The organism is Chryseobacterium sp. WX (assembly GCF_029542485.1).
Taxonomy (GTDB): domain Bacteria; phylum Bacteroidota; class Bacteroidia; order Flavobacteriales; family Weeksellaceae; genus Chryseobacterium; species Chryseobacterium cucumeris.
Genome location: NZ_CP120710.1, coordinates 1262830 through 1286288, shown reverse-complemented (window position 1 = coordinate 1286288; position 23459 = coordinate 1262830). Strand labels below are relative to the sequence as shown.

Sequence of the window (23459 nt, the reverse complement as noted above, 5' to 3'; positions counted from 1 at the left end):
TACATGAAGGTTTTTAAAATTACCATATATTCTTTTTTAATTTCTGCTTCACTCTGGAGCTGCATTCCTTCGTACAGTGCCTATCCAAAAGAGTATAACCACGTAAAAGCTGACTTCCAAAAACAAAAGGCTTTTGTAGTGAATAAGGATCTTAAGAAAGAATTTGAGATTTTAAAACATTCTGATATTTATGAAATTGTAGAAGACAGTACCAATGTATCTAAGATAACACTGCATCCGATGAAAACCTATACTCCTCCTTGTGGAAACCCAATGATTGGAAGTATGATTACAGTCGGGTTACTGCCTTCAGCATTTCCTTATGATATTGTTTACAGTTATGATGTAGCTGAGAATAGTGCAACAAAAAATTATCAATACAAATTACAAGTTTATCAAAGCCTTTGGCTGTTTAATATATTCAGACTGGGGAGAACTTTTTCAAAACAGTCGGGGAAAGCTTTATTAGGCAGTTATATTGCTTCCAATAAATAAAAGCCCGTTATATATTTTTTTCAAATAAAGAAAATATGAACAAGAAAATTCAATTATTATCCATATTATTTTTAGGGTTCTCGTCGGTGGCGTTTTCCCAGATCAAGGAGGAAAAGCTGGTTCTTAACAAAAAAAGAGAGCCGGAAGTGAAGAAGATCGAGAAGAAAAAAACTTCTGTGGAAACCATCAAGAATTATCCGCCGGAAGAGAAATCGCAGACTCCTGTGAAGTATACCATCACGGATGTTCCTGCTGTTTCAGATTTTAAAACTTCAACCATTCAGGGAGAAGATGTCGCACCGAAATTTGACGGAACCGCTCAGAATAACTATTTCCAGTTTGGAATGGGTAATTATGGAAAAGTTCTGGTAGACGGAAACGTTTCAAAAACCCTTGAAAATAAGCTTGAAGTAGGAGCTGATGTTCATGTTTTGTCTACGAATGGTCTTAAAAAAGATTATGACTGGAAATCCGGGCAGACTTCTGCTAATATCGGAGCTTTCTTAAACTCTTACGGAGAAAAGGGGAAGTTTAACCTTAACGCTGAATATGGTTTAGACAGCTATAATTACTATGGAATCTACGCCATGCAGCCTACAGGAGAGCTTGATCTGAAACAAAAAGTAAATCAGTTTAAAGTAAACGGGTACTATGATTTTTATTCCAATGAAATCTTAAATGATGTAAGGGTAAAATCATCATTCCTGAAAGATCATTTTGATGCTTCGGAAAACCAGGTTTCCATTCTTGCAAACTTCTCCAAGCATGCTGTTGAATTAGGAAAATCAGGAATCAACCTGAATGCAGATTTGGGAGTAGGATTGGATGCTGTGAAGACAGATTTTGCCATCAGAGATAAAAACTCTTCCAACTTCTTCAATACCAGCCTGACCCCGAAAGTAACATTCAGCAAAGGAGATTCTTATTTGATGTTAGGATCTTCATTCTCTTTCCTGAATGCTAAAAATTCAGCAGAACTGGTTTCTCAGCAGAAAAACAATAAAACGTATTGGTTCCCGCAGGCGGAGTTCCAGTTTGCAGCTGCCAAAGAATTTAAATTCTACGGAGGGGTAGACGGAGGTCTGAAGCTGAATACCTATGGAGATATGTTGCAGACGAATCCATTCATCCTTTCTGACCAGTTTTTAAAGCCAACGGAGACGAAATATCATTTTTATGTAGGATTGAGAGGAGATATTGATGAAACGTTGAAATACGACTTCTCTGCAGGTTATGGAAAGATGAGAGATATTATGTTCTTCAAGGCCAACGGTCTTTTCGATAATACATCTGTAAACCGTTCTGCATATAATTTTGCCAATACATTCTCTGCAGTGTATGATGATGGAAACGTAAGTGATATCAAAGGGAGTGTACAATATTTCCCATTGGCCAATCTTATTATTGATGGAGAGTTAAGGTTTACAAAGTATGATCTTAAGAACTATGAAAATATTTATAACGTTCCTTTATTCAATGCAAGCATCGGGGCAAAATATACAATGCTTGACAAAAAGCTCTTGTTAGGATTTAAAGGAATCTTTGCAAGTGACAGAACAACAAACTCTTATGCAATTGAAGGAGTAGGTGCTCCGAATGTAATTTACCAATCTACGGAGAATACAAACGATAAAGTAGGTGGATATGCTGATTTAAATCTTTCTGCAGAGTATAAAATTCACAAAAATTTCAGTATTTTCGCACTCGGAAATAATCTTCTGAGCTCAAAATACCAGACGTACAAAGGATATAAAGTCCTGGGTGCACAGATTCTGGGAGGAGTGAAAATTACTTTCTAAAACATGAAAGGCAATGATGATAAGTAATCAGGTATTACTTATTACTTATCATTCATTACTTATGAATACGGCTGCATAGTTTAATGGATAGAACTTCGGATTTCGGCTCCGACAGTGAGGGTTCGAATCCTTCTGCGGTCACAAAGCTCCTTTTTTAGGAGCTTTTTTTATATTATGCCCTACACAACCCCTACTTACTATTTAATATAGATACCCTCAGAATTAGGGTGCTTTTGGTAATCCAGCCTGTTACTATTTTTATTGCTATTATTTCATCGTTATCTCTAATTCCTTTGTCTGTTATAGGTTTACCATTTCAACAACCGCTATGCACATCAAATATTACTGAGAAACATGACAAACAAAATTTACACGACTGTAATTTATATCTACAGAATTGCTTTGTTATTGTTAGCATATCATTATAAATTGCACCATACAACAGACTCATTTTTATTTGAGTTTTCATGGTTATTAGTTTTTTTTCCTCAGAGAGATCTGAGGATTTTTTTACGGGTTATTTTCAATATAGAATTAGACGTTTTGTAATGTATTGTCAGATCATTGTAGGAATTGACAAGAGAACTTCTGTTGTTTATATCATCTTTAAGAGTGTATTAAATATTCAGAATTAAAAATGAACTTTGCTGTTTTAATGGTTTGAAAACCAGTTTTTTATATTTGTTTTATTGATGTTGATGGTATCTATGTCGTATGCTACAGCATACTGATGAGGTATCTGTAGCGTATATAATTTCTTTATTTCAACTTAAAATAAGATCAATTTTACCACATAATTCCAATGAGGTGAAAATGTATTTTAAGAACATCCGTTACACTATGGCAAAGGCATCAGGTATGCTTCTTTTGCTATGTTGTTTTTCTAATATGTATGCTCAGTTATACTTTGGGAAAGGTTATGATCTCAATATCAAAGACAGTAGTTCTTTCAAAGAAAATCAGGGCATATTACGAACTAAAGATAAGATGCTTGTCCCATTCAAAAATAAAATTTATCCAGAACAATCTCTCAAATTAAAGGAATTGGAAATGGCTTCTCTAATAGGAATGCAAATTCGGTCTCCCCCTTCTTTCAAATATATTTTATACTAAAATAATATAAACACAAATTTAAAATATAGTAACTCAGGAAAAGAGTAATTATAAGACTCTTTTCCTTTTTTCCAAATTATTGAACAAAATGAAAAGTAAATTTTACACAATTTTTGCCTTGGCAATTGGTACATTATCCTTCGCTCAAGTAGGCATTAATACACAAAATCCACAAGGAGTATTTAATATCGATGGTGGAAAAAACAATGCAGTAACAGGAGTTCCAACGGCACCACAGTTAGCTGATGATTTTATTGTCACGACATCAGGATCTGCAGGCATTGGTGCAATTCCCGACGCTTCTGCTATTTTAGAGCTTAATGTAAGCCAGCTTGCATCAGGGAGCCAAAAGGGATTTTTAGGTCCAAGAGTAGCTCTAACAGCGTATAATGATGCGTCTACAATTCCCAATCCAGCACTTGGTTTATTAGTCTATAATCTGGGAACTCAGGCTACCTTTACTTTTAAGGGATATGTTTATTGGGACGGAACCCAATGGAGACCTTTGGACGGCCGTTCGTTACAGACGGGAACAATAAGCAGTTTGAGATGTACTGACGCAACACTAAGCCCACTTACCTATACTGCCGGAACTCCTTACCAAGGTACCATGTCGATTCCTTATTCAGGAGGCAATGCAGGAGTATATGGTTCACAAACGATAGGACCTGTAAACGGTCTTACTGCAACACTTCCACAGGGTAATTTTGCGCAAGGATCAGGTACTTTAAACTATACTGTTTCCGGAACACCAACAGTATCCAGTCCCACTACAACAACATTTCCCATTTCGATAGGAGGGCAGAGCTGTAGTGCAACAGTAGGCGTTGGGAAAGTGCTTGCACCTGGAGAATATCAGTTCTTTAATTATACATTACCAGCGACGTATGTAGGATTGCTGAGCACACAGGTTGGCGGAACTTATGATGCTATTTTAGGTGGAAAATTGAAATTAGACCTTAATTTTAATGCAAGTTCCAATCAGGGGTCAGGAGCTGTTACCTACAATCCTCGTTTGGTAAATGCCTCCAGTTCTAATATTAAAGTATGGTATTCTGCATTATCAAGTGTAGACCGCTTCCGCCGTTCGAACGTTTTATTAGCACCCGGAGGTTATATGGAAACGGATAACGGAATTTATCTTAACTGGGGAGATAATATGAACAGCAGTTCTACTCCTGTAGCAGCTACCAGTTCCAGTGATGATTCTCAGGAGATAGAAACGGTAGATGTAATTGTTGATGGAATCTGGTATAGAATAATCGTTTTTGTTTCTGTAGATAATTTAAATGATACTGATCCCAGCAATAATATCCGACGTGTTTTTATGACAGCACAAAGAATGTCTGCTTATTGATTTGATATGAGAGTATAAAATAGAACAGATGAATGCTCCTTAAATCATTATATCCGGTAGATGATTCTGTCTGCCGGTTTATAAAATATCCTCAATTCAACGATTCTAACAATACAGACTAATGAATTTTAAAGAGATTCCAATAGGACCATTAATTGAAAAAGAAGTTGCAGAGTGTGATATAGAACTATCCCGTATCTGTAGCTTTATGAAATGTACAGAGCAGGAAATAAGAAGAATGTACAAGGCTACAAGCATAGAAACAGAAAATCTGTTGAAATGGAGTAAATTATTAGAATATGATTTTTTCAGACTATATTCACAACATCTGATATTATATGCTCCTGCAATAGCAGGTAAAAACACAGAATATAAACAGAACAAAAAAACAGGTTTACCCCAGTTTCGTAAAAATATTTATACGAAAGAAATCATTGATTTTATTCTGAGACAAATAGAGTCGGGAGAAATGTCAAAAACAGAAGTAATAGAACATTATAAAATTCCGAAAACAACACTGTATAAATGGATATGGAAGTATAAAGACGAAGAAAATAAATAATAAACATCTTATGGGAAAATTAATACCTGATTATAAAAGAATCTATAATGATATCATTGTAAAAGAATTTCCGGAAAAAAAAGATTCCTGTCAACGGTTATTACAAAAAGAAAGCTTATCAGTTGTGGATATTATGGAACTGAATGAAAAAATTTTTGGAACTCCGGATAGGGAAGCTTTTGCTGCCAGCCAGAGACATCGGTCATTTAGAAAAAAGGATATACTTAAAATACTTGATTATCAGAAAAAAAATAAACTCAACAATATCCAGCTTGCCTCTCACTTTAAATTAAGTCGTAACACAGTAACTAAATGGAGAAAAAATTTTCTAATCTAGAAATGTGTTATAACAATAGATCAACCCAAAATATGTTAGCTTTTTAGCTATGAGAGATATAAAAGATAATAATAGGAGGTCTGAAAAGGAGCTCCTTTTCTGTATACCTAAAAACTTATCGTTTGTTTTTTGTTGTTTTTAAGAGTAATTAAAAAATATTAATTTTTATATGGATAATTATTATCTTTTGAGTAATTATTTATTAGTAATGTTGCGTAAAATATTGAATTATATAAAAGACCTGCATATTGATCCTGATACGGACATGCTTAAGCGTATTGATGCTCAGAGATTAAATTTGTTTGCATTTTCTATCGGAGTTGTTTTGCTTCTGAGTGGATTAAGAGATTTGTTTTTTGGCTTCAAAGCTTTTTTTGGAGGATTATTTGTGCTCGGTGGAATTTTTCTTCTTCTTTTCTTTTTTACGAAAGCACGCCAGAATATTTTGATATGCTTTACTGTTATTGAGCTTTCTATGATATTGGTTTTTTATTTTTCATCCACATCAGGCTTCGAAAATGGTTTGTCTTTATATTATTTTTTGCTTCTTAATACTTCATTATTTGTTTTTAATACAAAGGAAAACTCGAAGTATATCATCGTGGTTTTTGCTACTGCATTTATTCTTTTTCTGATAAGCCATTATTATGATTTTAGGATATTCAGGGTTGCAGGAACGGAAAATTTAGAGTTTTCAAAAAATCAGAGATTCTTTACTTTTATTAATGTATTTGTATGGTTTGGAATTCTTGGCTATTTTATCCTGTCAAAGCACTTTATGATTTTGAAATTATACCAGAAGGTCCTTCATGGTGAAAAAATAATGGCGGGTATGCGTGAAAAGCTCAACAGAAAAGATGATATAGATTTGGAAAACCTGGTGAAATTTGCCATGAATGATGATATCGCTTTTATACCCAAAATGAAATCTTCATTTCCCAACTTATATGATAGCCTTACTGAGATAAACCCGGATATTACAGCAGATGAGTTCAAACTATGTGCTCTCCTTAAGCTGGGTTTCACTACAAAAGATATAGCGGAATACAATTGTATTTCGGTGCGGACAGTTCAGACGAGAAAAAGCAGACTTAGGAAATCATTCAGAATATCTTCTGATACAGATCTTTATAAATGGATAGATACTTTATAGTGGGAAATATATCAGTAATTTATAAAATCATAATGGAATGAAAAAAGAAAGATAAGCATATTGCCCATCTTTCATTGTACACTTAAATACAAATAATACTCAATATCGCTAAAAAAGCTACTTGATTTATATTTGGTTTGTTGTATCCTTCACTACCTTATTTCTCACTTATTAAGATATAGTTTCTTGAAGTGACTGCCTTTACTATCGGAAGAGCCTGTCGCTGATGCCTGATCATGAGCTGAAACACTTTTATGATTGGATTTGAATAACCACATCCCTGCTACTATCATCCCAATGGGGATGAAGAAAAATAAAACCAATCTTTTTACATTATTCTTTTTCATAAAGCAAAGCTATACAATAAGGTAACTTGAAAAATCATCACAGCTGTAGTAATTAAACGATAGGACTGACAATTTTTATTGTGATTAAGAAGGGTTCATAGCCAAAAAAACTCTTCTTAAACTTTAAAATACCACCAGGACAACATATCTCAAAACAGCAAAACCCCTGCAAATTGTTAACTACACAATAATTTTTAATTTATTTTTTATGTACCTGATTTCGATCTCCTAACCTGACAAGATCAACAGTGTTTTTAATATTCAGTTTTTTGTAAATTCTTGCCTTGTAAGTGCTTACTGTGGAAAGATGGAGGCTTAATTCATTTGATATTTCAATATTCCCATACCCCTTAACCAGCAGATCAAATATTTCCTTTTCTCTTTCGGATAAAGTTTCCAATGGATTTATTGGGGCATCTTTTTTAGCTGACGAAACTAGTTTTTTCACAATCTCAGGAGAGTAGTAGGTTCCGGTTTCAAAGATTTGCTGAACTGCTTCCAGAATATTGTTTTCATCTGATAATTTATTGATATACCCATCGGCACCTTCAATGATATACTGTACTGCGATATCATTGTCATATACAGAGAAAACCAGAATTTTAAGAGTGGGTTGTATTTTTTTTAATTCGCCAATCATGCTTAGATATTTGCTTTCCGGCATATTGATGTCCAGGATGAGCAGATCGAATTCTTCGGCATATAATTTATCCGTGAGTTCTGTATAAGATTCTGCACATGAGATTTTTACGTCTTTGTAGTGGGATTCCAAAATCAGGGTTGTTCCTAGTCTTACCACAAAATGATCATCAGCAATAATAATTTTTCTAGTCATATTTTTGTTTTTTTATTTTAATAGATACAATGGTTCCATTGGGAATGTTATTTTTAAATTCAATTTTACCATTGATCATCATGAGCAGCTGAAGGATGAGGTGTAATCCTAAACTGTATTTTTGCAGCACGAGCTTTTCATTTTCGATATTATCCTGAAGCTTTTCATAATAAGTCATCTGTTCTTTACTCATTCCTTTACCGGTATCCCTTACTTCAAGAAAGAAGATACTCTCATCCTCAATGGTAGAAAGTTCGATGATTCCGTTGGTGGTATTTTTAATCGCATTGTCTATGAGGTTATGGATGATAACGGCTACTACATTCTGATTGATCTTTGAATAAGTGGGATCTTTAATATTGCTGACAATAAGAGTATTTTGTTCTTTGGCAGCCACTTCAAAAAGTGCTTTTTTGGCTTCTACAACTTCATAAACATTATAAGTTTCATTCTTTTCAGAAATATTATAAATTTCTGCATACTCCTTTAAGGTTTTCACGAAATTGTAAAACTCTACTGAAGATTTGTAGAAACTTTCAAAATGTTTCTTTTGAATATAACGGTCATGCTCATCAGTTTCATACAGCTTTTTGGCAGTTATAGACAAGAATTTGATGGGCGTAATAATATCATGACTGATTGTTTCCAGGAGTTTTTTCTGTTGCACGCTTTCTTTTCGAAGCTGTTCTTTGGTATATTCTAATTTTGAGACTGTTTTTGATAATTTCCGGGTTCTTGTTTCAATGATGTCTTCAAGTTCCTTCTTTTTTAATATTTGTCTTTTTATTCTAAGCTTTATCAGCTTTAATGCAAAGACAGATATAAACAGAATAGCAAAAAACTTAAAGATGAGTATCTGATAAAACAGGTGTTTTACATTGATATTAATTGATTTATAAATATATTTTCCCTTCGGAGAAGTTAACACCCTCACAATAAGCTGATAGTGGCCTGGGGCAAGATTTGAAATACTGTATTTGCCATCACTATTTACTCTTTCCCATTTTTCATTCTTAGATCCCTTCAGTTTTGCTTCGATTACCAGATTGGCCCTGTTGGCATAATACGGTACATCTACCCAAATTGTTGCTTTATAAAAATTATTTTCCAGGTTAATATTTTGCCCCTCTATACTGCTTTTTGAATCATAAAAAACAACCCGTTCCAGAAAAAAGTTTTTAGGATAATAACTTCTTATTTTCTGGGGGTCGAAAAATACCAGACCTTTAATGGAAGGGAATACAAAATTTCCATTCTGAAGAACCGAAGCACTTGGCGAGCATCCTCCGTTAAATTCATTTGTATTAAAGCCGTCTTCCTTGCTGTATCGGTAATAGTTGGGCAAAGTTTTTCTGTCTTTGGCATATTGCAGAAGATTGTTTTTCAGTACCTGAAACAGTCCGTTATTAGTGCTGATCCAGAGAAATCCTCTTGGGTCTTCCAGAATGGTATGTGAAAATAGAAGATAGTCGTTTTTATCTTCGGGCATTTTAATAAGCTCCTTATTCTTATAAAGGAAAAATCCATTTCCCTGGGTCATGATCCATAAATTGCCATCTTTTGTTTTTGTGATTTCTCTTACATGTAAAGAGCCTACAGATATCTTTTTAGGAACAAAAGTAGGAGCTTCTATTAAAAACAGTGCGTCTCTTGTTCCTACCAGCCATTTATCATGCCGATATTGATATACAGTGGTTACAATATTAGGGAAGGAAAATTGTAAGAATGGGGTTTTAAAATCTGAGCCTCTGTAAAAGGTAAGGAGAGATTTCAGAGTAGGTTTGTGAAATGTTACCATGAAATAACTTCTTACTTTCCATACATAAGAAGGTTCATTTTGGAAACTGAGGTTTTCTTTTTTAGAATAATCAGACCTCTTAAGAAAGCGTAGTAAACCAGATTCTCCCTGAACAAGAATATTCTGTTGATGATCATACAAGGAAAAAAAGCTGCTTGTGGTATTAAAATGATACTGCTTTACCAATCCGTTTTCATTGTATACATCACCTAAGGAAGTGATTACCTTATCATCTTCAAAAGGAAGTATTGAATAAAAAATATTTTCATAGGATTTATCTGATTTGTTGGCAACATGAAAATTGTTGAATTTTATTACATTTAACCCATCAGATAATGTTCCAAGGTAGAGTTTATTGTTTACTTCATCATGATAGATGGCAGATAGGGAGTTTTTATTAAGGTCATAATCTGCTAGTTTTTTTAAACTAAAAGTATTACGTTCATAGCTTATTTTATACAGTGTATGATTCAGGATAATAAAAGATTGGTTATTGATCTGACTCCAGTACACTTCTATACCATTTTTAAAGAAAATATCAGGAGCATCCAGATAAGTTATTCGGGTAGGAGAGATTTTAATTATTTTTTGTAATGATCTTGAAATGATAAAAATAGTCTGATCAAAACAAAATGTATCTGAAATATAGTTTTTAGGCAGGTCCTTCAGTGTTGTAATTATATGATCCTTGTACTGTACGGTTCCGTCATGCAATAAGTGATAATAGTTTTTTTTATCAAAATAAATAAAGAAATCTTTATTTTCAAACTGATCTGATAAAGCATTCTTTGTAAAAATAAAGTTCGATTTGCTTTCACGTAATACCCTTTGCAGGCAGCCTGATTTACGAGTAAGAACACTTACATTTCTTTTAGATATTAATGCTGTATTTTCATCAAAAGCTGTTGTATTGTAAATCGTATCTTTCTTTGAATTTCCAAAAAAAGAGGTAAACCTGTTATTCTTAAAGTTGAGATGATTATAAGTGACAAAATTATTTCCGTCATACCTCACCAATCCGTTTTCTGTACTGATCCAGATAAATCCGTATTGATCCTTGGTAACGTCTTTTACACTGTTCTGAGGAAGTCCTTTATCTGTATCATACCATATAGAAGCGGGCTGCTGGCTGTTGTACAGTTGTATATTGATAAGAAATAGGAATATAAGTTGCTTATAAAACATTTTTAATACTTGTAATTATAAAGTATTCATGGAATTAGTATTCTAAAGATTATCAAATTTTAACAGCCGGCAGAAGTGTTGAGCATCGTTTTAAAACTACATGCTTTTACATTTATAATAATAGTTGTGTTAATTATCAGGGCTGTCAGAATGAGCACGATGTGTAAATCAAATGCTTGCCAACCTTTGTATTGTGTAATGAATAAGAAAGTATTTGTACTGAAAGGAATTTTGTTAATAATGATATGATAAACAGTATTTTTTCTCTTTGTGATAAAAGAAAAATAAGTAGACGTCAGACGAGTATAAAAAGCTGATTTTTATATTCTAAAGAACGGGTAGAGTTCTTAATATACCATCGGAAATATCAGGATCATGAAACAATTTGTAATTTCTAATTATAAACAATTGAAATAAAATAATATGAACGGACCAATTATCAGTAGGAAAAATGGACTTGAAAATCTATTTTCTTTCTTATAAGCTTCTTCAATAGTAGAATTATACTAAAGAAGAAACTTTACTGTTGATGATCAGGGGTCAGAACTTATTTTTCTTTGTTGTAAGTTTGGGCAAGGTTATTTTTTTGATCCCCAATTAAAGAGACTACTGTTAACGATTTATGATCAAGCTTTTGAATAAGTAATGTATCAATATCGCTACTGGCAGAGGGTTGTGCTACTCCTACAGTGCGGCTCCATAGAAATAGCGTATCATGGGAAACTTTCCATTGTTCATATAACAACGTGTGCATATTTATTGATACAGCAATACCGTTGTCACGAAGCTCAATACCTTGCTTTTCATTTTCCTGCCCTGGAATAGGCTGTACCCATTTTCCTATAAGTTCCGCCCTTTTGGAATTAGGGGCTGATGTTGTGTTGGGATCTGTCTTTATATTTTCCTTTTTTGGAGAGGTACATGCTGCCAAAATACTAAGGATAATTATTGAAATTGTCTTTTGCTTCATAATTTTATGTCTTTGTTTTACGTATGTATATGTTTGTTATCAAGGTTGTTATGTGTATGATAGCGGTGTGTAATCTGTAACTGATTCTCTCTATATATTGGCTGAGCCTTAAAGTTGCTGCTATAATGGATTTTAGTAAATAATAAGTTAATTTTTTTTCAAAAATTAATATCGTATTTCCATTATTTTTACTAATATAAGGTCAATAAAATATTATTCGCAAAAGTACATAAATGTTCTTAATAAGAGGTTTTTAAACCTGTAGTTATAAAACTACATAAGCCACAATTTTAATTGGCAGACAGAAAGTTGATGTATATTTCTGCAATATTTATTTTATAAAATATAGTAGATGTTGTCTATTGATTATTGCATTAACGATAGATTAGATAAATTTAAGTGATTGAATTTATTAAGATCAATTCAGTAAATCATCTTTCTATATTTGCCCCACTATAAAAGAAAAATTATGAAAAAAAATGTTTTACTAGTGGGTATCCTGATCACATCAACACTTTACTCTCAACAGTTGACAACCAATACAGGAAGCCCTGTTGGGGATAACCAGAATTCTAAAACAGTTGGTAATAATGGACCTGTATTGTTGGAGGATATTCATTTAATTGAGAAATTGGCTGCTTTTGACAGAGAGCGAATTCCTGAAAGGGTAGTGCATGCAAGAGGAGCCGGAGCCATCGGTGAATTTGTTGCAGATGCCGATTTTTCTGATGTTACAATGGCTGATTTTTTATCAAAGGCCGGTAAGAAAACGCCTGTATTGGTAAGGTTTTCTACTGTTGTACATCAGCAGGGATCTCCGGAAACCTTCAGAGATCCAAGAGGATTTGCTGTTAAATTTTATACAGATCAAGGGAATTATGATTTGGTAGGTAACAATTTACCGGTGTTCTTTATCAGAGATGCCATTAAGTTTCCAGATATGGTTCATGCATTTAAACCTTCTCCGGTTACCAATAATGCTTCGGATAATAACAGGGTTTTTGATTTTATGGCTAATATCCCGGAGGCTACCCATATGCTGACATGGTTGTTCTCTGACAATGGAATTCCTGCCAATTACAGAGAGATGCAGGGAAACGGAGTACACGCTTTCAAATGGGTTAATGCAAAAGGAGAAATAACTTATGTGAAATATAAGTGGGTTCCAAAACAGGGAGAAAGAAATCTTACTCAGGAAGAGGCTGATAGAATCCAGTCTACACAAATAGAACATGCAACAAGAGATTTATATAATTCTATCCAGAATAAAGACTTTCCAAAATGGGATTTATATGTGCAGATGTTGAAAAAGGATGATTTTGAAAAGCTTGATTTTAATCCGGTTGATGTAACCAAAGTTTGGCCGGAATCTATCGCAAAATCAGTGAAAGTAGGAACGATGATCCTTAATCAAAATCCGACAAATTATTTTCAGCAGGTAGAACAGGCTGCTTTTTCTCCCGGAACTCTTGTTCCTGGAATTGAGCCGTCAGAAGATAAATTGCTCCAAGGAAGACTGTTCTCCTATTTTGATACCCAAAGACACAGAATTGGCGGAAATTTTCAGCAGTTACCAATTAATGCTTCAAAAAATAATGTGACAACATATAACCAAAACGGTTATATGTCTATGAGAGCTCAGAATGGAGAAGTAAACTATCAGCCTTCAATCGCTAAGTCTGAAGTTATCGACAATAAAAAATTCAAATACTCCCAAACTGTTTTCCCTGCTGGTGCAACAACAGTACAGGCTAAAATAGACAAGGAAAACAACTTTAAACAAGCTGGAGAACTTTATCGTTCTTTCTCAAAAAAAGACCAGGATAATCTGATTAAAAACCTGGGTAGTGCTCTGAACAGTGTAGAAAATAAAAAAGTAGTGGCTAAAATGATCTCTTATTTCTATCAGGCAGATGCAGAATACGGAAAACGACTGGCACAATATGTTAAAATGGATCGTCAGCAGTTGGAATCTTTATTATCTTCAAAATAGAAATAATGAAGTATCTTTTTTCTACCATCATGCTGCTTCTGATGACGAGCAGATTGGGCGCACAGGATATTTTTGCTTATGCAAAGACAGATAATGTAGAAGCTATTGCTCAATTCAAAAAAGAAATCAATTCTAAAAATGAGGAAGGCTATACTCCTTTAATACTTGCGGCATATCATAATCAGGAAAAAACGGCAAAGTGGCTTCTTGAAAATGGAGCTCTGCCTGATCTGCAGGATAACAGCGGTAATACTGCACTGATGGGAGCTACCTTTAAAGGATATAAAGAAATGATTGTACTGTTGATTTCTCATAAGGCGAACATAAACATCAAAAATTATAATGGTGCAACGGCTCTTATTTATGCTGCGGTTTTCGCAAGAACAGAAATTATAAAACTGCTTTTAGACAATGGAGCAGATAAAAATGCTAAGGATAGCAGAGGCAATACAGCTTTGCAGCATGCTGTGATGCAAAATAATGAAGAAGCTGTAAAACTGCTTCAGTCATCATAATTTCATAGAAGAGTTTTTATTTTTTGTCAACTTCCGTAATAATCCTTCTGTCAGTATGATAGGAGGATTATTTATAATGTGTTGTCAGGCTGTGCAGCAGTAAAAGCCGGTTTATTTATATTTTCACGATTTACAGAGATTTGTAATTTTTAAACTACATAAGTGGGATGTAATACTACACACACGGCAATTTGTTTTTACACGGTAAAGCTGAATTTTTCACATCTTGTATTTTAAATTTGTACCATCAAAATGAATAAGTTCAATTCTTGAAAATTAGAGAACTATTAATTTGATAATGATAAAATGCAAATAAAGAATAATAAAATATATTTAGACTCTCAAACAACGTAGTAATGAAAAATCATCCGTAGAAGAATATATTTATCTCAGACTGTACAGCTTCTATGAAGATTTTAATTGTGCTTTTTGTTTATCCTTAAACAAAAAACATCATTTTCTTATTCCATTTTTAAGTAAAGGAATATTTATCAGTCTTGTGCCATCTGTGCACAAGTGGATATGAGAATCATATTTGCTGGATTATCCCATGTTTTTCACTTCAAAAAGTTTAAATACTAAAATTAAAATAATGAGAAAAAATTTAACAACCTTATTAACAGCAGTCCTGTTGGTAACTTCTGCGGGTATTTTTGCACAAACAGCAGGTGTAGGGATTGATACTACAACACCTAATTCCACACTGGATGTCAATGGAAAACTGGGGGTTACTGATATTGATGGGCTTCAGGCACCGAGACTTACCCGCGCTCAGCTTTCTGCGAAAGGAGATGCTCTTTATGGAGCCAATCAGAAAGGAGCATTGATATATATTACAGATATTTCAGCGGGTGACAACACAGGACCAAGAGTGAATATTAATGATGTTGGATACTATTATTTTGATGGAACGATATGGCAAAAACTGATTAATAATTTTAGCAATCTTTATAATGCAGACGGAACTCTTACCAGTAAGAGAACAGTTACACAAAATGGAAAGGATTTAAAATTTGTGAATCAACAAACTACAACTATTAATAATAGTGTAGGGCTGGGTATCGTACAGGATTCAGGAACGGGAACAAGATCTTCAATGGGATTTTCCAATGGTGGAAATTATTCATTGTTTATTTATTGTGATACCAACTCAGAATCACAAATTTCAGCTACAGGAAACAGTACCGGACTTTCTATTGGAACAGGTTTTACAAATTCACCTACAGGTATTAATTTTGTGACTACCCCAGTGGCAGGAGCTAATGGAAGCGCACAAGTAAGTATTGAACCAAATGGGGATACCTTTTTTGTTAAAAATGTAGGTGTTGGATATTCTACTACTACTTTTGCGCCAGGTGAAAAATTAAAAGTAAGCGGAAGTATTACGACAGCAACAACTACCTATCCCGATTATGTATTTGATAAGTATTATAATGGAAAATCTTTATTGAATTCCAAATATAAATTTTTAAATATTTATGATACAGAAAAATTTATTAAAGAAAACAATCATTTACCTGGGGTAACTTCTATTAATGATTTAGCAAAAACGGAAAATGGACTTTACTCGTTTAATTTATCAGAACTTTCAACCCAGACATTAGAGAAGGTTGAAGAACTTTACTTGCATGTTATAAAACAACAAGCGCAGATTGACGCTCAAAAAGAACAGATCAATAAACTACTTGACTTAACCCAAAAATTACAAAGAAAAGTAAAGTCCAGAAAATAATAATTGTAACCAGAACTTGACGATTCTGATAGAATACAGATGATTAAAAAAAACGGAATATATTAATTCCGTTTTTTTAATTTTACCTACATTAATAGGTGTGTTGATATTTTTTTATACCAATTACCAGTTGATTACTTGTGTTTGTGTGTTTGGTTTTTATCACCTAACCTTACAAGGTCAACAGTATTTTTAATATTCAGTTTTTTATAAATTCTTGCCTTGTAGGTACTTACTGTGGAAAGGTGAAGATTTAATTCATTTGATATTTCAATGTTTCCATACCCTTTAACCAGCAGGTCAAATATTTCCTTTTCTCTTTCTGATAATGTTTCGAGTGGATTTACGGGATTATTTTTTTTAGCTGAAGAAACCAGTTTTTTCACAATCTCAGGAGAGTAGTAGGTTCCGGTTTCAAAGATTTGCTGAACTGCTTCCAGAATATTGTTTTCATCCGATAATTTATTGATATATCCATCGGCACCTTCAATGATATACTGTACTGCGATATCATTGTCATATACAGAGAAAACCAGAATTTTAAGAGTGGGCTGTATTTTTTTTAATTCACTAATCATGCTTAAATATTTACTTTCCGGCATATTGATGTCCAGGATGAGCAAGTCAAATTGTTCAGTCTGTAATTTTTCTGTGAGTTCTGTATAAGATTCTGCACATGAGATTTTTACGTCTTTGTAGTGGGATTCCAAAATCAGGGTTGTTCCTAATCTTACTACAAAATGATCGTCGGCGATAATAATTTTTCTAGTCATTTTTTTGTTTTTTTATTTTAATTGATACAATCGTTCCAATAGGGGTGTTATTTTTAAATTCAATTTTACCATTGATCATCATGAGCAGCTGAAGGATGAGGTGCAATCCTAAGCTGTATTTTTGCAACACGAGTTTTTCATTTTCGATATTATCCTGAAGCTTTTCATAATAGGTCATCTGTTCCTTACTCATTCCTCTACCGGTATCTCTTACTTCCAGAAAGAAGAAGGTGCTATCCTCACTAGTAGAAAGTTCTATAACTCCATTGGTGGTATTTTTAATTGCATTGTCTATGAGATTATGGATGATAACGGCAATCACATTCTGATTGATCTTTGAATAAGTAGGATCTTTAATATTGTTAACGATCAGGGTATTTTGTTCTTTGGCAGCAACTTCAAAAAGTATTTTTTTTGCTTCTACAACTTCATAAATATTATAGGTTTCATTCTTTTCAGAAATATTATAAATTTCTGCATACTCTTTTAAGGTTTTTACGAAATTGTAAAACTCTACCGAAGATTTGTAGAAACTTTCAAAATATTTCTTTTGAATATAACGGTCATGCTCATCAGTTTCATATAACTTTTGTGCTGTAATGGATAAAAATTTTATAGGCGTAATAATATCGTGGCTTATGGTCTCCAGCAGTTTTTTCTGTTGGACACTCTCTTTTCGAAGCTGCTCTTTGGTATATTCTAATTTTGAGACTGTTTTTGATAGCGTTCGGGTTCTAGCTTCAATAATTTTTTCAAGTTCTCTTTTTTTCTGTTCCTGTCTTTTTATTCTTATTTTAAGGAGGGTAAATACAATGAGAGCTAATAATAAAACAATACAGGATTTAAAAATAAGCGTCTGATAAAATAGATATTTTACGCTGATATTGAGTGTTTTATAAATGTATTTGCCTTCAGGTGAAGTTAACACCCTTACAATGAGCTGATATTCTCCGGGCTCAAGATTTGCTATATAATATTTACCATCATTGTTTACTCTTTCCCATTTTTCATTCTTGGAATTCTTTAATTTTGCCTCGATAACCAGATTGGCCCTGTTAGCATAATAAGGAATATCAATTAAAATAACCGCTTTATAGAAGTTATTTTCCAGATTAATATTCTGACCTTGTATACTGCTTTTGGATTCTGAGAATACTACCCGTTCCAAAAAGAAGTTTTTAGGATAATAGCTTCTTATTTTCTGAGGATCGAAAAATACCAGGCCTTTGATGGAAGGAAACACGAAACTGCCATTTTGAAGAGCCGCTGCACTTGGCGAACATCCTCCGTTAAACTCATTCGTATTAAAGCCGTCTTCTTTGCTGTATCGGTAATAGTTGGGTAAGACTTTTGGGTCTTTAACAGATTGAAGCAGATTGTCTTTGAATACCTTGAATAAACCGTTATTAGTACTGATCCATAGAAACCCGTTTTTATCCTCCAGAATAGTATGTGAAAATAAAAGATAGCCGTTTTTATCTTGAGGCATTTTAATGAGCTGCCCATTTTTATAGAGGAAAAAGCCGTTTCCCTGAGTCATAATCCAAAAATTTCCATCCCTTGTCTTTGTAATTTCTCTAATATGTATGGGGCTTACAGATATTTTTTTAGGAATAAAAGAAGGAGCTTCTATCGAATACAAAGCATCTCTGCTCCCTACCAGCCATTTATTATGACCCAGTTCCTGTACTGAAGTCACAATATTAGGAATCGAAAAATGTAAAAAAGGATTTTCAAAACTGGAGTCTTTATAGAAGGTGAGTTCAGATTGTAACGAAGGGATGTGAAACGTTATGATATAGTAATTGTTGATATTCAGTACATAAGATGCTGTTTTGTCAAAATGATGTGATTCGTTTTTAGTATAATCAGAACTCTTTAAAAAACGGACTAGTGTCTTGCCATTTTGAACAATAATATTTTTTTGGCTGTCGTACAGTAAGAAATATTTGGTTGTTGTATTGAAATGATACTGCTTTAGCAGTCCATTTTCATCGTACACATCTCCTGAAGAGGTAATTACTTTATCATTATCAAAAGGAAGTATTGAATAAAAAATATTTTCATAGGATTTATCAGATCGGTTGGCTACATGAAAATTGTTAAACTTAATGACGTTCAATCCATCTGATAAAGTGCCGAGATACAATTTATTGTTGATCTCATCATGATAAATGGAAGCCAAAGAGTTTTCATTAAGATCATAATTGATCATTTTTTTTAATCCGATCACATTGTCTTGATAGGAAACTTTGTACAAAATATTATCATGTAGGATAAAACATTGATTATTGATCTGGCTCCAGTAAATTTTGACATTCTTTTGGAAGAAAATGTCTGAAGCATCCAAATAGCCAACTTTACCTGACGAAATTTTGATAATCTTTTTTAATGTTCTGGAAACAATAAAAATATCTTGCCCAAAACAAAATGTGTCTGCTATATAATTATCATGCAATTCCTTTAAAGCAACTGTGCTGGAATCATTATACCATATGGTTCCATTGTTCAGTAAATGGTAGAAATTCTTTTTGTCAAAATAGATAAAAAAATTTTTATTATTTATTTTTTCCGGGGTTCCGCTTTTTACAAATAATCCATATGATTTACTTTCATGCTGCACTTTTTTCGTACAATTGGTCTGCTGATGCAAAACGTTTATATTTCTTTTAGTAAGGAGAACTATGTTTTCAGTATATGCTGTTATATTATAAATAGAATCCTTTTTTATACTTCCAAAAAATACTGAAAAGCGGTTATTCTTAAGGTTAAGATGATTATATGTTACAAAATTATAGCCGTCATAGCGTACTAATCCATTTTCTGTACTGAGCCAAATAAAACCATATTTATCTTTAATAATGTCTTTTACACTATTCTGTGGAAGGCCGTTATCTGTGTCGTACCATACAGAAGCTGCCTGTTGGCTATAACAAAACTGTATACAGACCGAGAATAGGAATATGAGGATTTTAGAAGACATGGGTAGGTTATTAAAGATAATTTTTCATTCTGCATTGAATTATTAGTAACATAAATGTAGTAAAAATTAATGATTGTTAAAATTTTAAAATGTCGTTTATAAACTACAACAAAGCCAATTAAAAATGACAATATTGATAATCTATCTTTACAGTAATTATTTTAGTGTTTATCAAGGTTATCAGATCTTTGCACTATAAATTTATTACTTGATTTTAACCATTAAAGTTAAATATGTTCCCAAGCATTTTAAACTTGACTTCAAGGTCATTTTATACAGGGGAGTAGCTTCTCCTCTGTATTTATAGAGATAAATAAATCTATTTTACACAAGTTTTTTAAGTGAAAATTATACAGATTTTCATTGAAAAATATTTTACATAAATAAATTATGAATTAAATATCTGTTTCTAAAAAACAAAAGATGAATAATAAACAAATGAATGTGAAAAAATTAAACCCAAGTGCTATTAAAAACACAAAAATTACATCTTTAACAGCAGTTCTGTTAGGCTTATCATCCAGCATTTTTGCACAAACTGGAAATGTAGGGATCAACACAACATCACCAACAAAAACGCTAGATGTAAATGGTCAGTTACGTGTGAGAGATTTACCAATTATTCCAGCCGGAACTCCTATGGTTGCTGATGGTAATGGAAATATAGGAATGTTTAAGACTGTTGACCCAAACGATTTTATTTTGTACAATGTTGATAGTAATGTTAGACAAAATACGAGTGTAAATGTACCCTTAACATCTATATTAAACCCACTGCAAACGAATGCACAGGATGGTGGCTCAGGGACTACTATACAGCCAGCTAACTGCTGGGTGATACCTAATTCACAGGTTATATTTAAGTTTCCTGCAGGCTCCATAAGGAGAGGTACAGCAACATGGAGTACCTGGTTTGAAATGGCCTATGGATTTGACTGGTCTCAAATAAATATAATTGGAGGAACTGGGAGAATTAGATTGCCCCTTTTTTTTCATAGCAGAGCCTATGCCAGACTCTATAAAAAAACGGGAACTACGTGGTCTGTTGTTGACGTAGTTACAGTAACAATGCAGACCACTCAGATTTCACCATATCTTCAAGAATCGACAACCAGAGATAATACAGGAAATCTATACACAACACCAGGGAGTACCAACCAGAATTTCAGATATTTTTTATCTGCTTTTTATAGTATCGGAGATGGTACGACAGTGAATGTTGATCCTGATAGCGAATATAAAGTAGAATTGTTATATGGAATAGAAAACTTTTCATCAAGAGAAACCCTTACGAATCCTGGTCTTTTACAAAACTGGGGAGTACAATCCGTAGGATATAGTTTTTATAAAAATTAAGATTATTAATTACATTTTTGAATGAGCGGGATAGCGATATTCCGCCATTTGAATTCAAGATGTATGCGGATAAAATGAATAAGAATAAACACTTTTAATATTGGAGAGGAATGAAAATAAATAATAAGAAAAAAGTAAGCCGATATGTGACTTTTCAGTTAGTTGTATTGGTGCTGCTTTTTTTGAACATTATTATTCTTATGTATTTTGGTTACCCTTTATTTTCAGGAATATTTTTCGTGACAGCCTTAGCTGTGCTCGCATACGGAGCATTGAAAAAACGTTTTGTATTCGAATATGAGAATTCCGGGCAGGTGGTTTCCATTAAAAACTATCAATGGTTTTCAGGTGGGAAAAAATTGCCGGTCTTTGAAATGCCTCAAAAAAAAATTGTACGGATAGAAGTAAAAAAAAGAGGCTTTCGAAAATATTTAATTATTCTTTTTTCAAATTCTTCAGGAAAGGTATTAAGACGAAATATTGATATTACTTTTTGTAATGAAAATGAAACCTGCCGGCTTTTGGGAGATATAACCAACAATTTGGTAAAGAAAGACCAGAAACTTTCTTCTGATCAATAATGTTGCTTTTTGAATAAAGACAAATTAGTTTAAGATGGAAAATTTAAAAGATATTCATATTGGTGCTTTGGTATATGAGCGTGTAAATGAACAGGATATTGATATGGGCAGAATCTGCAGATTCTTACACTCGACAGAAAAAGAGATCCTGGAAATGTATTCTATGAAATCCTTAGATGTGGATGTACTTCTAAAATGGTCAAAGTTATTGGAATATGATTTTTTCCGTCTCTACTCCAATCATTTAATATTATACGCTCCCGTTGCCAGTCAGAATAAAAATGTGGTAAAATCAAAATTACCCCAATTCCGGAAGAGTTTATATACAAAAGAAATTATAGACTATATGCTGGAGCTCCTCGAAAATAAACAGAAGACTCAAGTTGAAATCATTAATCATTACGGAATTCCCAAATCAACATTGAATAAATGGATAAGCAAGTACAAGCAATAAATACGGGACCTAATTATAAAAGAATTTACCATGATTTCATAGAATCTAAATGTCCGGATAAAAGAGAATATGTAAAGAAATATCTATCAAAAGATACCCTGTCTTTATCCGATGTTTTGAAGATTAATAATATTATCTTTTTTGATGGATTTTCTGAAAGTCAGAAATTCAAATCCTATGATAGACAGACTATTTTTGAAATTCTTGATTATCAGAAAACACATAAATTAAATAATAGCCAGCTAGCCAAACATTTTAAATTAAGCAGAAATACGGTTACAAAATGGAAGAGGATATTTTTAGTATAATCTGCATTTTTCCATTATAAAAAAGTAGTAAGGGGAGTATTACTTCGTTTTTTTTCTAAGTTTTTAAGAGTATATCCATCGGATATACTCTTTTTCCTCTTAATTCCCAAAAGTCTGATATAGAATGCTTTCTGTGGAATGTAGTTTTTTATCTACAAATATTGGTTTTTATTATATCTGTGGTCTTTTATCTTTGCGAACTATTTTTATCTACGGTAATAATTATGGGAAGTTTAAATCCGATTTATTCTTTAGAGATTAAAGCATTTCTGAAACAAGAGGTAAACGTTTTTTTATGAGTAAAAAATAAAGCTAAAGTCTCTATTTCTTTGCCTGTAGATAAAAGTTATCCATATAAACCGCCTGATGTACTCCATTTAGCATAACTTTCAAACCTAAATGTGAATCTTTTTTCAAAGAAACAGTAAATGTTTTTTTGTCACCTGTTATTTTGGAAGGTTTAGTAATTGAAACATAGGTTTTTACATCAGAAGGGTTGTCTACTGAAAAAAGTTCTAAGGTAGTTTCTCCTCCATTATCAGAAAGATCAAGAGACAGTGTATAGATTCCAGCTTTGATTTCCGGTGTTACCAGATACATGTTTTCTCCAGGATTGTTCATTGAATAGAATATAATTCTTTTATCACTTGCATAAAGCATAGCTTTTCCGGATTGAGCCATCCAGCATTTATTGATGTCTTTCCAGGTATCAAAACTTTCTCTAAGAGTGGCTACAGGTTTACATTGTGCATGTGCTGTTAGAAACCCTCCTATAACTGCTATTCCCGTAAGTACAATTTTTCTCATGTGTTA

The 23459-nt window shown here is 33.0% G+C and carries 19 protein-coding genes and 1 tRNA gene; 14 read left to right on the top strand and 6 right to left on the bottom strand.

Annotated elements, in window-relative coordinates; genetic code table 11:
• Positions 1 to 3: 3 nt before the first annotated feature.
• The 7 genes from PZ898_RS05805 to PZ898_RS05775 all read left to right on the top strand — a co-directional run bounded on the left by PZ898_RS05805 (position 4) and on the right by PZ898_RS05775 (position 6816).
• On the top strand, positions 4 to 495 hold the full coding sequence (locus PZ898_RS05805) for a hypothetical protein (RefSeq protein ID WP_277695011.1): 492 nt from the start codon (positions 4 to 6) through the stop codon (positions 493 to 495).
• 35 nt (positions 496 to 530) lie between these two features.
• Complete coding sequence (locus PZ898_RS05800) at positions 531 to 2294, top strand: TonB-dependent receptor (protein ID WP_062675231.1); 1764 nt, start codon at positions 531 to 533, stop codon at positions 2292 to 2294.
• A 69-nt stretch (positions 2295 to 2363) separates the two neighbouring features.
• Positions 2364 to 2435, top strand: a tRNA-Arg gene (locus tag PZ898_RS05795).
• 1060 nt (positions 2436 to 3495) lie between these two features.
• On the top strand, positions 3496 to 4764 hold the full coding sequence (locus PZ898_RS05790) for a hypothetical protein (protein WP_277695010.1): 1269 nt from the start codon (positions 3496 to 3498) through the stop codon (positions 4762 to 4764).
• Between the two features lie 121 nt (positions 4765 to 4885).
• Positions 4886 to 5326: a transposase gene (locus tag PZ898_RS05785; protein WP_120231551.1), complete on the top strand. Its 441-nt coding sequence runs from the start codon at positions 4886 to 4888 to the stop codon at positions 5324 to 5326.
• A gap of 10 nt (positions 5327 to 5336) precedes the next feature.
• Positions 5337 to 5663, top strand: a complete 327-nt coding sequence (locus PZ898_RS05780; RefSeq protein WP_062675227.1) for a hypothetical protein — start codon at positions 5337 to 5339, stop codon at positions 5661 to 5663.
• Positions 5664 to 5832: 169 nt separating this feature from the next.
• On the top strand, positions 5833 to 6816 hold the full coding sequence (locus tag PZ898_RS05775) for a diguanylate cyclase (protein ID WP_277695009.1): 984 nt from the start codon (positions 5833 to 5835) through the stop codon (positions 6814 to 6816).
• Positions 6817 to 7362: 546 nt separating this feature from the next.
• Here PZ898_RS05775 and PZ898_RS05770 read toward each other — a convergent pair.
• From PZ898_RS05770 to PZ898_RS05760, 3 genes are all read right to left on the bottom strand, one after another.
• The gene (locus PZ898_RS05770) at positions 7363 to 7998 is read right to left on the bottom strand and encodes a response regulator transcription factor (RefSeq protein WP_216444404.1); all 636 of its coding nucleotides are present in this window, start codon (positions 7996 to 7998) and stop codon (positions 7363 to 7365) included.
• Positions 7991 to 10981, bottom strand: coding sequence for a two-component regulator propeller domain-containing protein (locus PZ898_RS05765; protein ID WP_277695007.1), 2991 nt, complete (start codon positions 10979 to 10981; stop codon positions 7991 to 7993). The genes PZ898_RS05770 and PZ898_RS05765 overlap by 8 nt, the downstream gene beginning before the upstream one ends.
• A 547-nt stretch (positions 10982 to 11528) precedes the next feature.
• Positions 11529 to 11951, bottom strand: coding sequence for a lipocalin family protein (locus PZ898_RS05760; protein ID WP_277695006.1), 423 nt, complete (start codon positions 11949 to 11951; stop codon positions 11529 to 11531).
• A 469-nt stretch (positions 11952 to 12420) separates the two neighbouring features.
• Between PZ898_RS05760 and PZ898_RS05755 the strand changes: the two genes are divergently transcribed.
• From PZ898_RS05755 to PZ898_RS05745, 3 genes are all read left to right on the top strand, one after another.
• The gene (locus PZ898_RS05755) at positions 12421 to 13944 is read left to right on the top strand and encodes a catalase (RefSeq protein WP_062675222.1); all 1524 of its coding nucleotides are present in this window, start codon (positions 12421 to 12423) and stop codon (positions 13942 to 13944) included.
• Between the two features lie 5 nt (positions 13945 to 13949).
• On the top strand, positions 13950 to 14459 hold the full coding sequence (locus PZ898_RS05750; RefSeq protein ID WP_277695005.1) for an ankyrin repeat domain-containing protein: 510 nt from the start codon (positions 13950 to 13952) through the stop codon (positions 14457 to 14459).
• A 592-nt stretch (positions 14460 to 15051) separates the two neighbouring features.
• Complete coding sequence (locus PZ898_RS05745; RefSeq protein ID WP_277695004.1) at positions 15052 to 16191, top strand: hypothetical protein; 1140 nt, start codon at positions 15052 to 15054, stop codon at positions 16189 to 16191.
• A gap of 134 nt (positions 16192 to 16325) precedes the next feature.
• Here the strand turns inward: PZ898_RS05745 and PZ898_RS05740 are convergent, their stop codons facing one another.
• Positions 16326 to 16964: a response regulator transcription factor gene (locus PZ898_RS05740; RefSeq protein ID WP_277695003.1), complete on the bottom strand. Its 639-nt coding sequence runs from the start codon at positions 16962 to 16964 to the stop codon at positions 16326 to 16328.
• Positions 16957 to 19947 (bottom strand): two-component regulator propeller domain-containing protein, encoded by a 2991-nt coding sequence (locus tag PZ898_RS05735; protein WP_277695001.1) that lies wholly within the window; start codon positions 19945 to 19947, stop codon positions 16957 to 16959. Before PZ898_RS05735 ends, PZ898_RS05740 begins: the two co-directional genes overlap by 8 nt.
• Before the next feature lie 423 nt (positions 19948 to 20370).
• Here PZ898_RS05735 and PZ898_RS05730 point away from each other — a divergent pair, with 423 nt between their 5' ends.
• The 4 genes from PZ898_RS05730 (at position 20371) to PZ898_RS05715 (ending at position 22646) form a co-directional block, all read left to right on the top strand.
• Complete coding sequence (locus tag PZ898_RS05730) at positions 20371 to 21303, top strand: hypothetical protein (RefSeq protein WP_120231543.1); 933 nt, start codon at positions 20371 to 20373, stop codon at positions 21301 to 21303.
• 110 nt (positions 21304 to 21413) lie between these two features.
• Positions 21414 to 21884: a hypothetical protein gene (locus tag PZ898_RS05725; RefSeq protein ID WP_123279937.1), complete on the top strand. Its 471-nt coding sequence runs from the start codon at positions 21414 to 21416 to the stop codon at positions 21882 to 21884.
• A 34-nt stretch (positions 21885 to 21918) separates the two neighbouring features.
• Positions 21919 to 22338 (top strand): helix-turn-helix domain containing protein, encoded by a 420-nt coding sequence (locus tag PZ898_RS05720; protein ID WP_123279938.1) that lies wholly within the window; start codon positions 21919 to 21921, stop codon positions 22336 to 22338.
• On the top strand, positions 22314 to 22646 hold the full coding sequence (locus PZ898_RS05715; RefSeq protein WP_062675214.1) for a hypothetical protein: 333 nt from the start codon (positions 22314 to 22316) through the stop codon (positions 22644 to 22646). Before PZ898_RS05720 ends, PZ898_RS05715 begins: the two co-directional genes overlap by 25 nt.
• Positions 22647 to 22967: 321 nt before the next feature.
• On the opposite strand, the gene PZ898_RS05710 is transcribed toward PZ898_RS05715, so the two are convergent.
• Positions 22968 to 23453, bottom strand: coding sequence for a hypothetical protein (locus tag PZ898_RS05710; protein ID WP_216444410.1), 486 nt, complete (start codon positions 23451 to 23453; stop codon positions 22968 to 22970).
• Between the last annotated feature and the right edge of the window lie 6 nt (positions 23454 to 23459).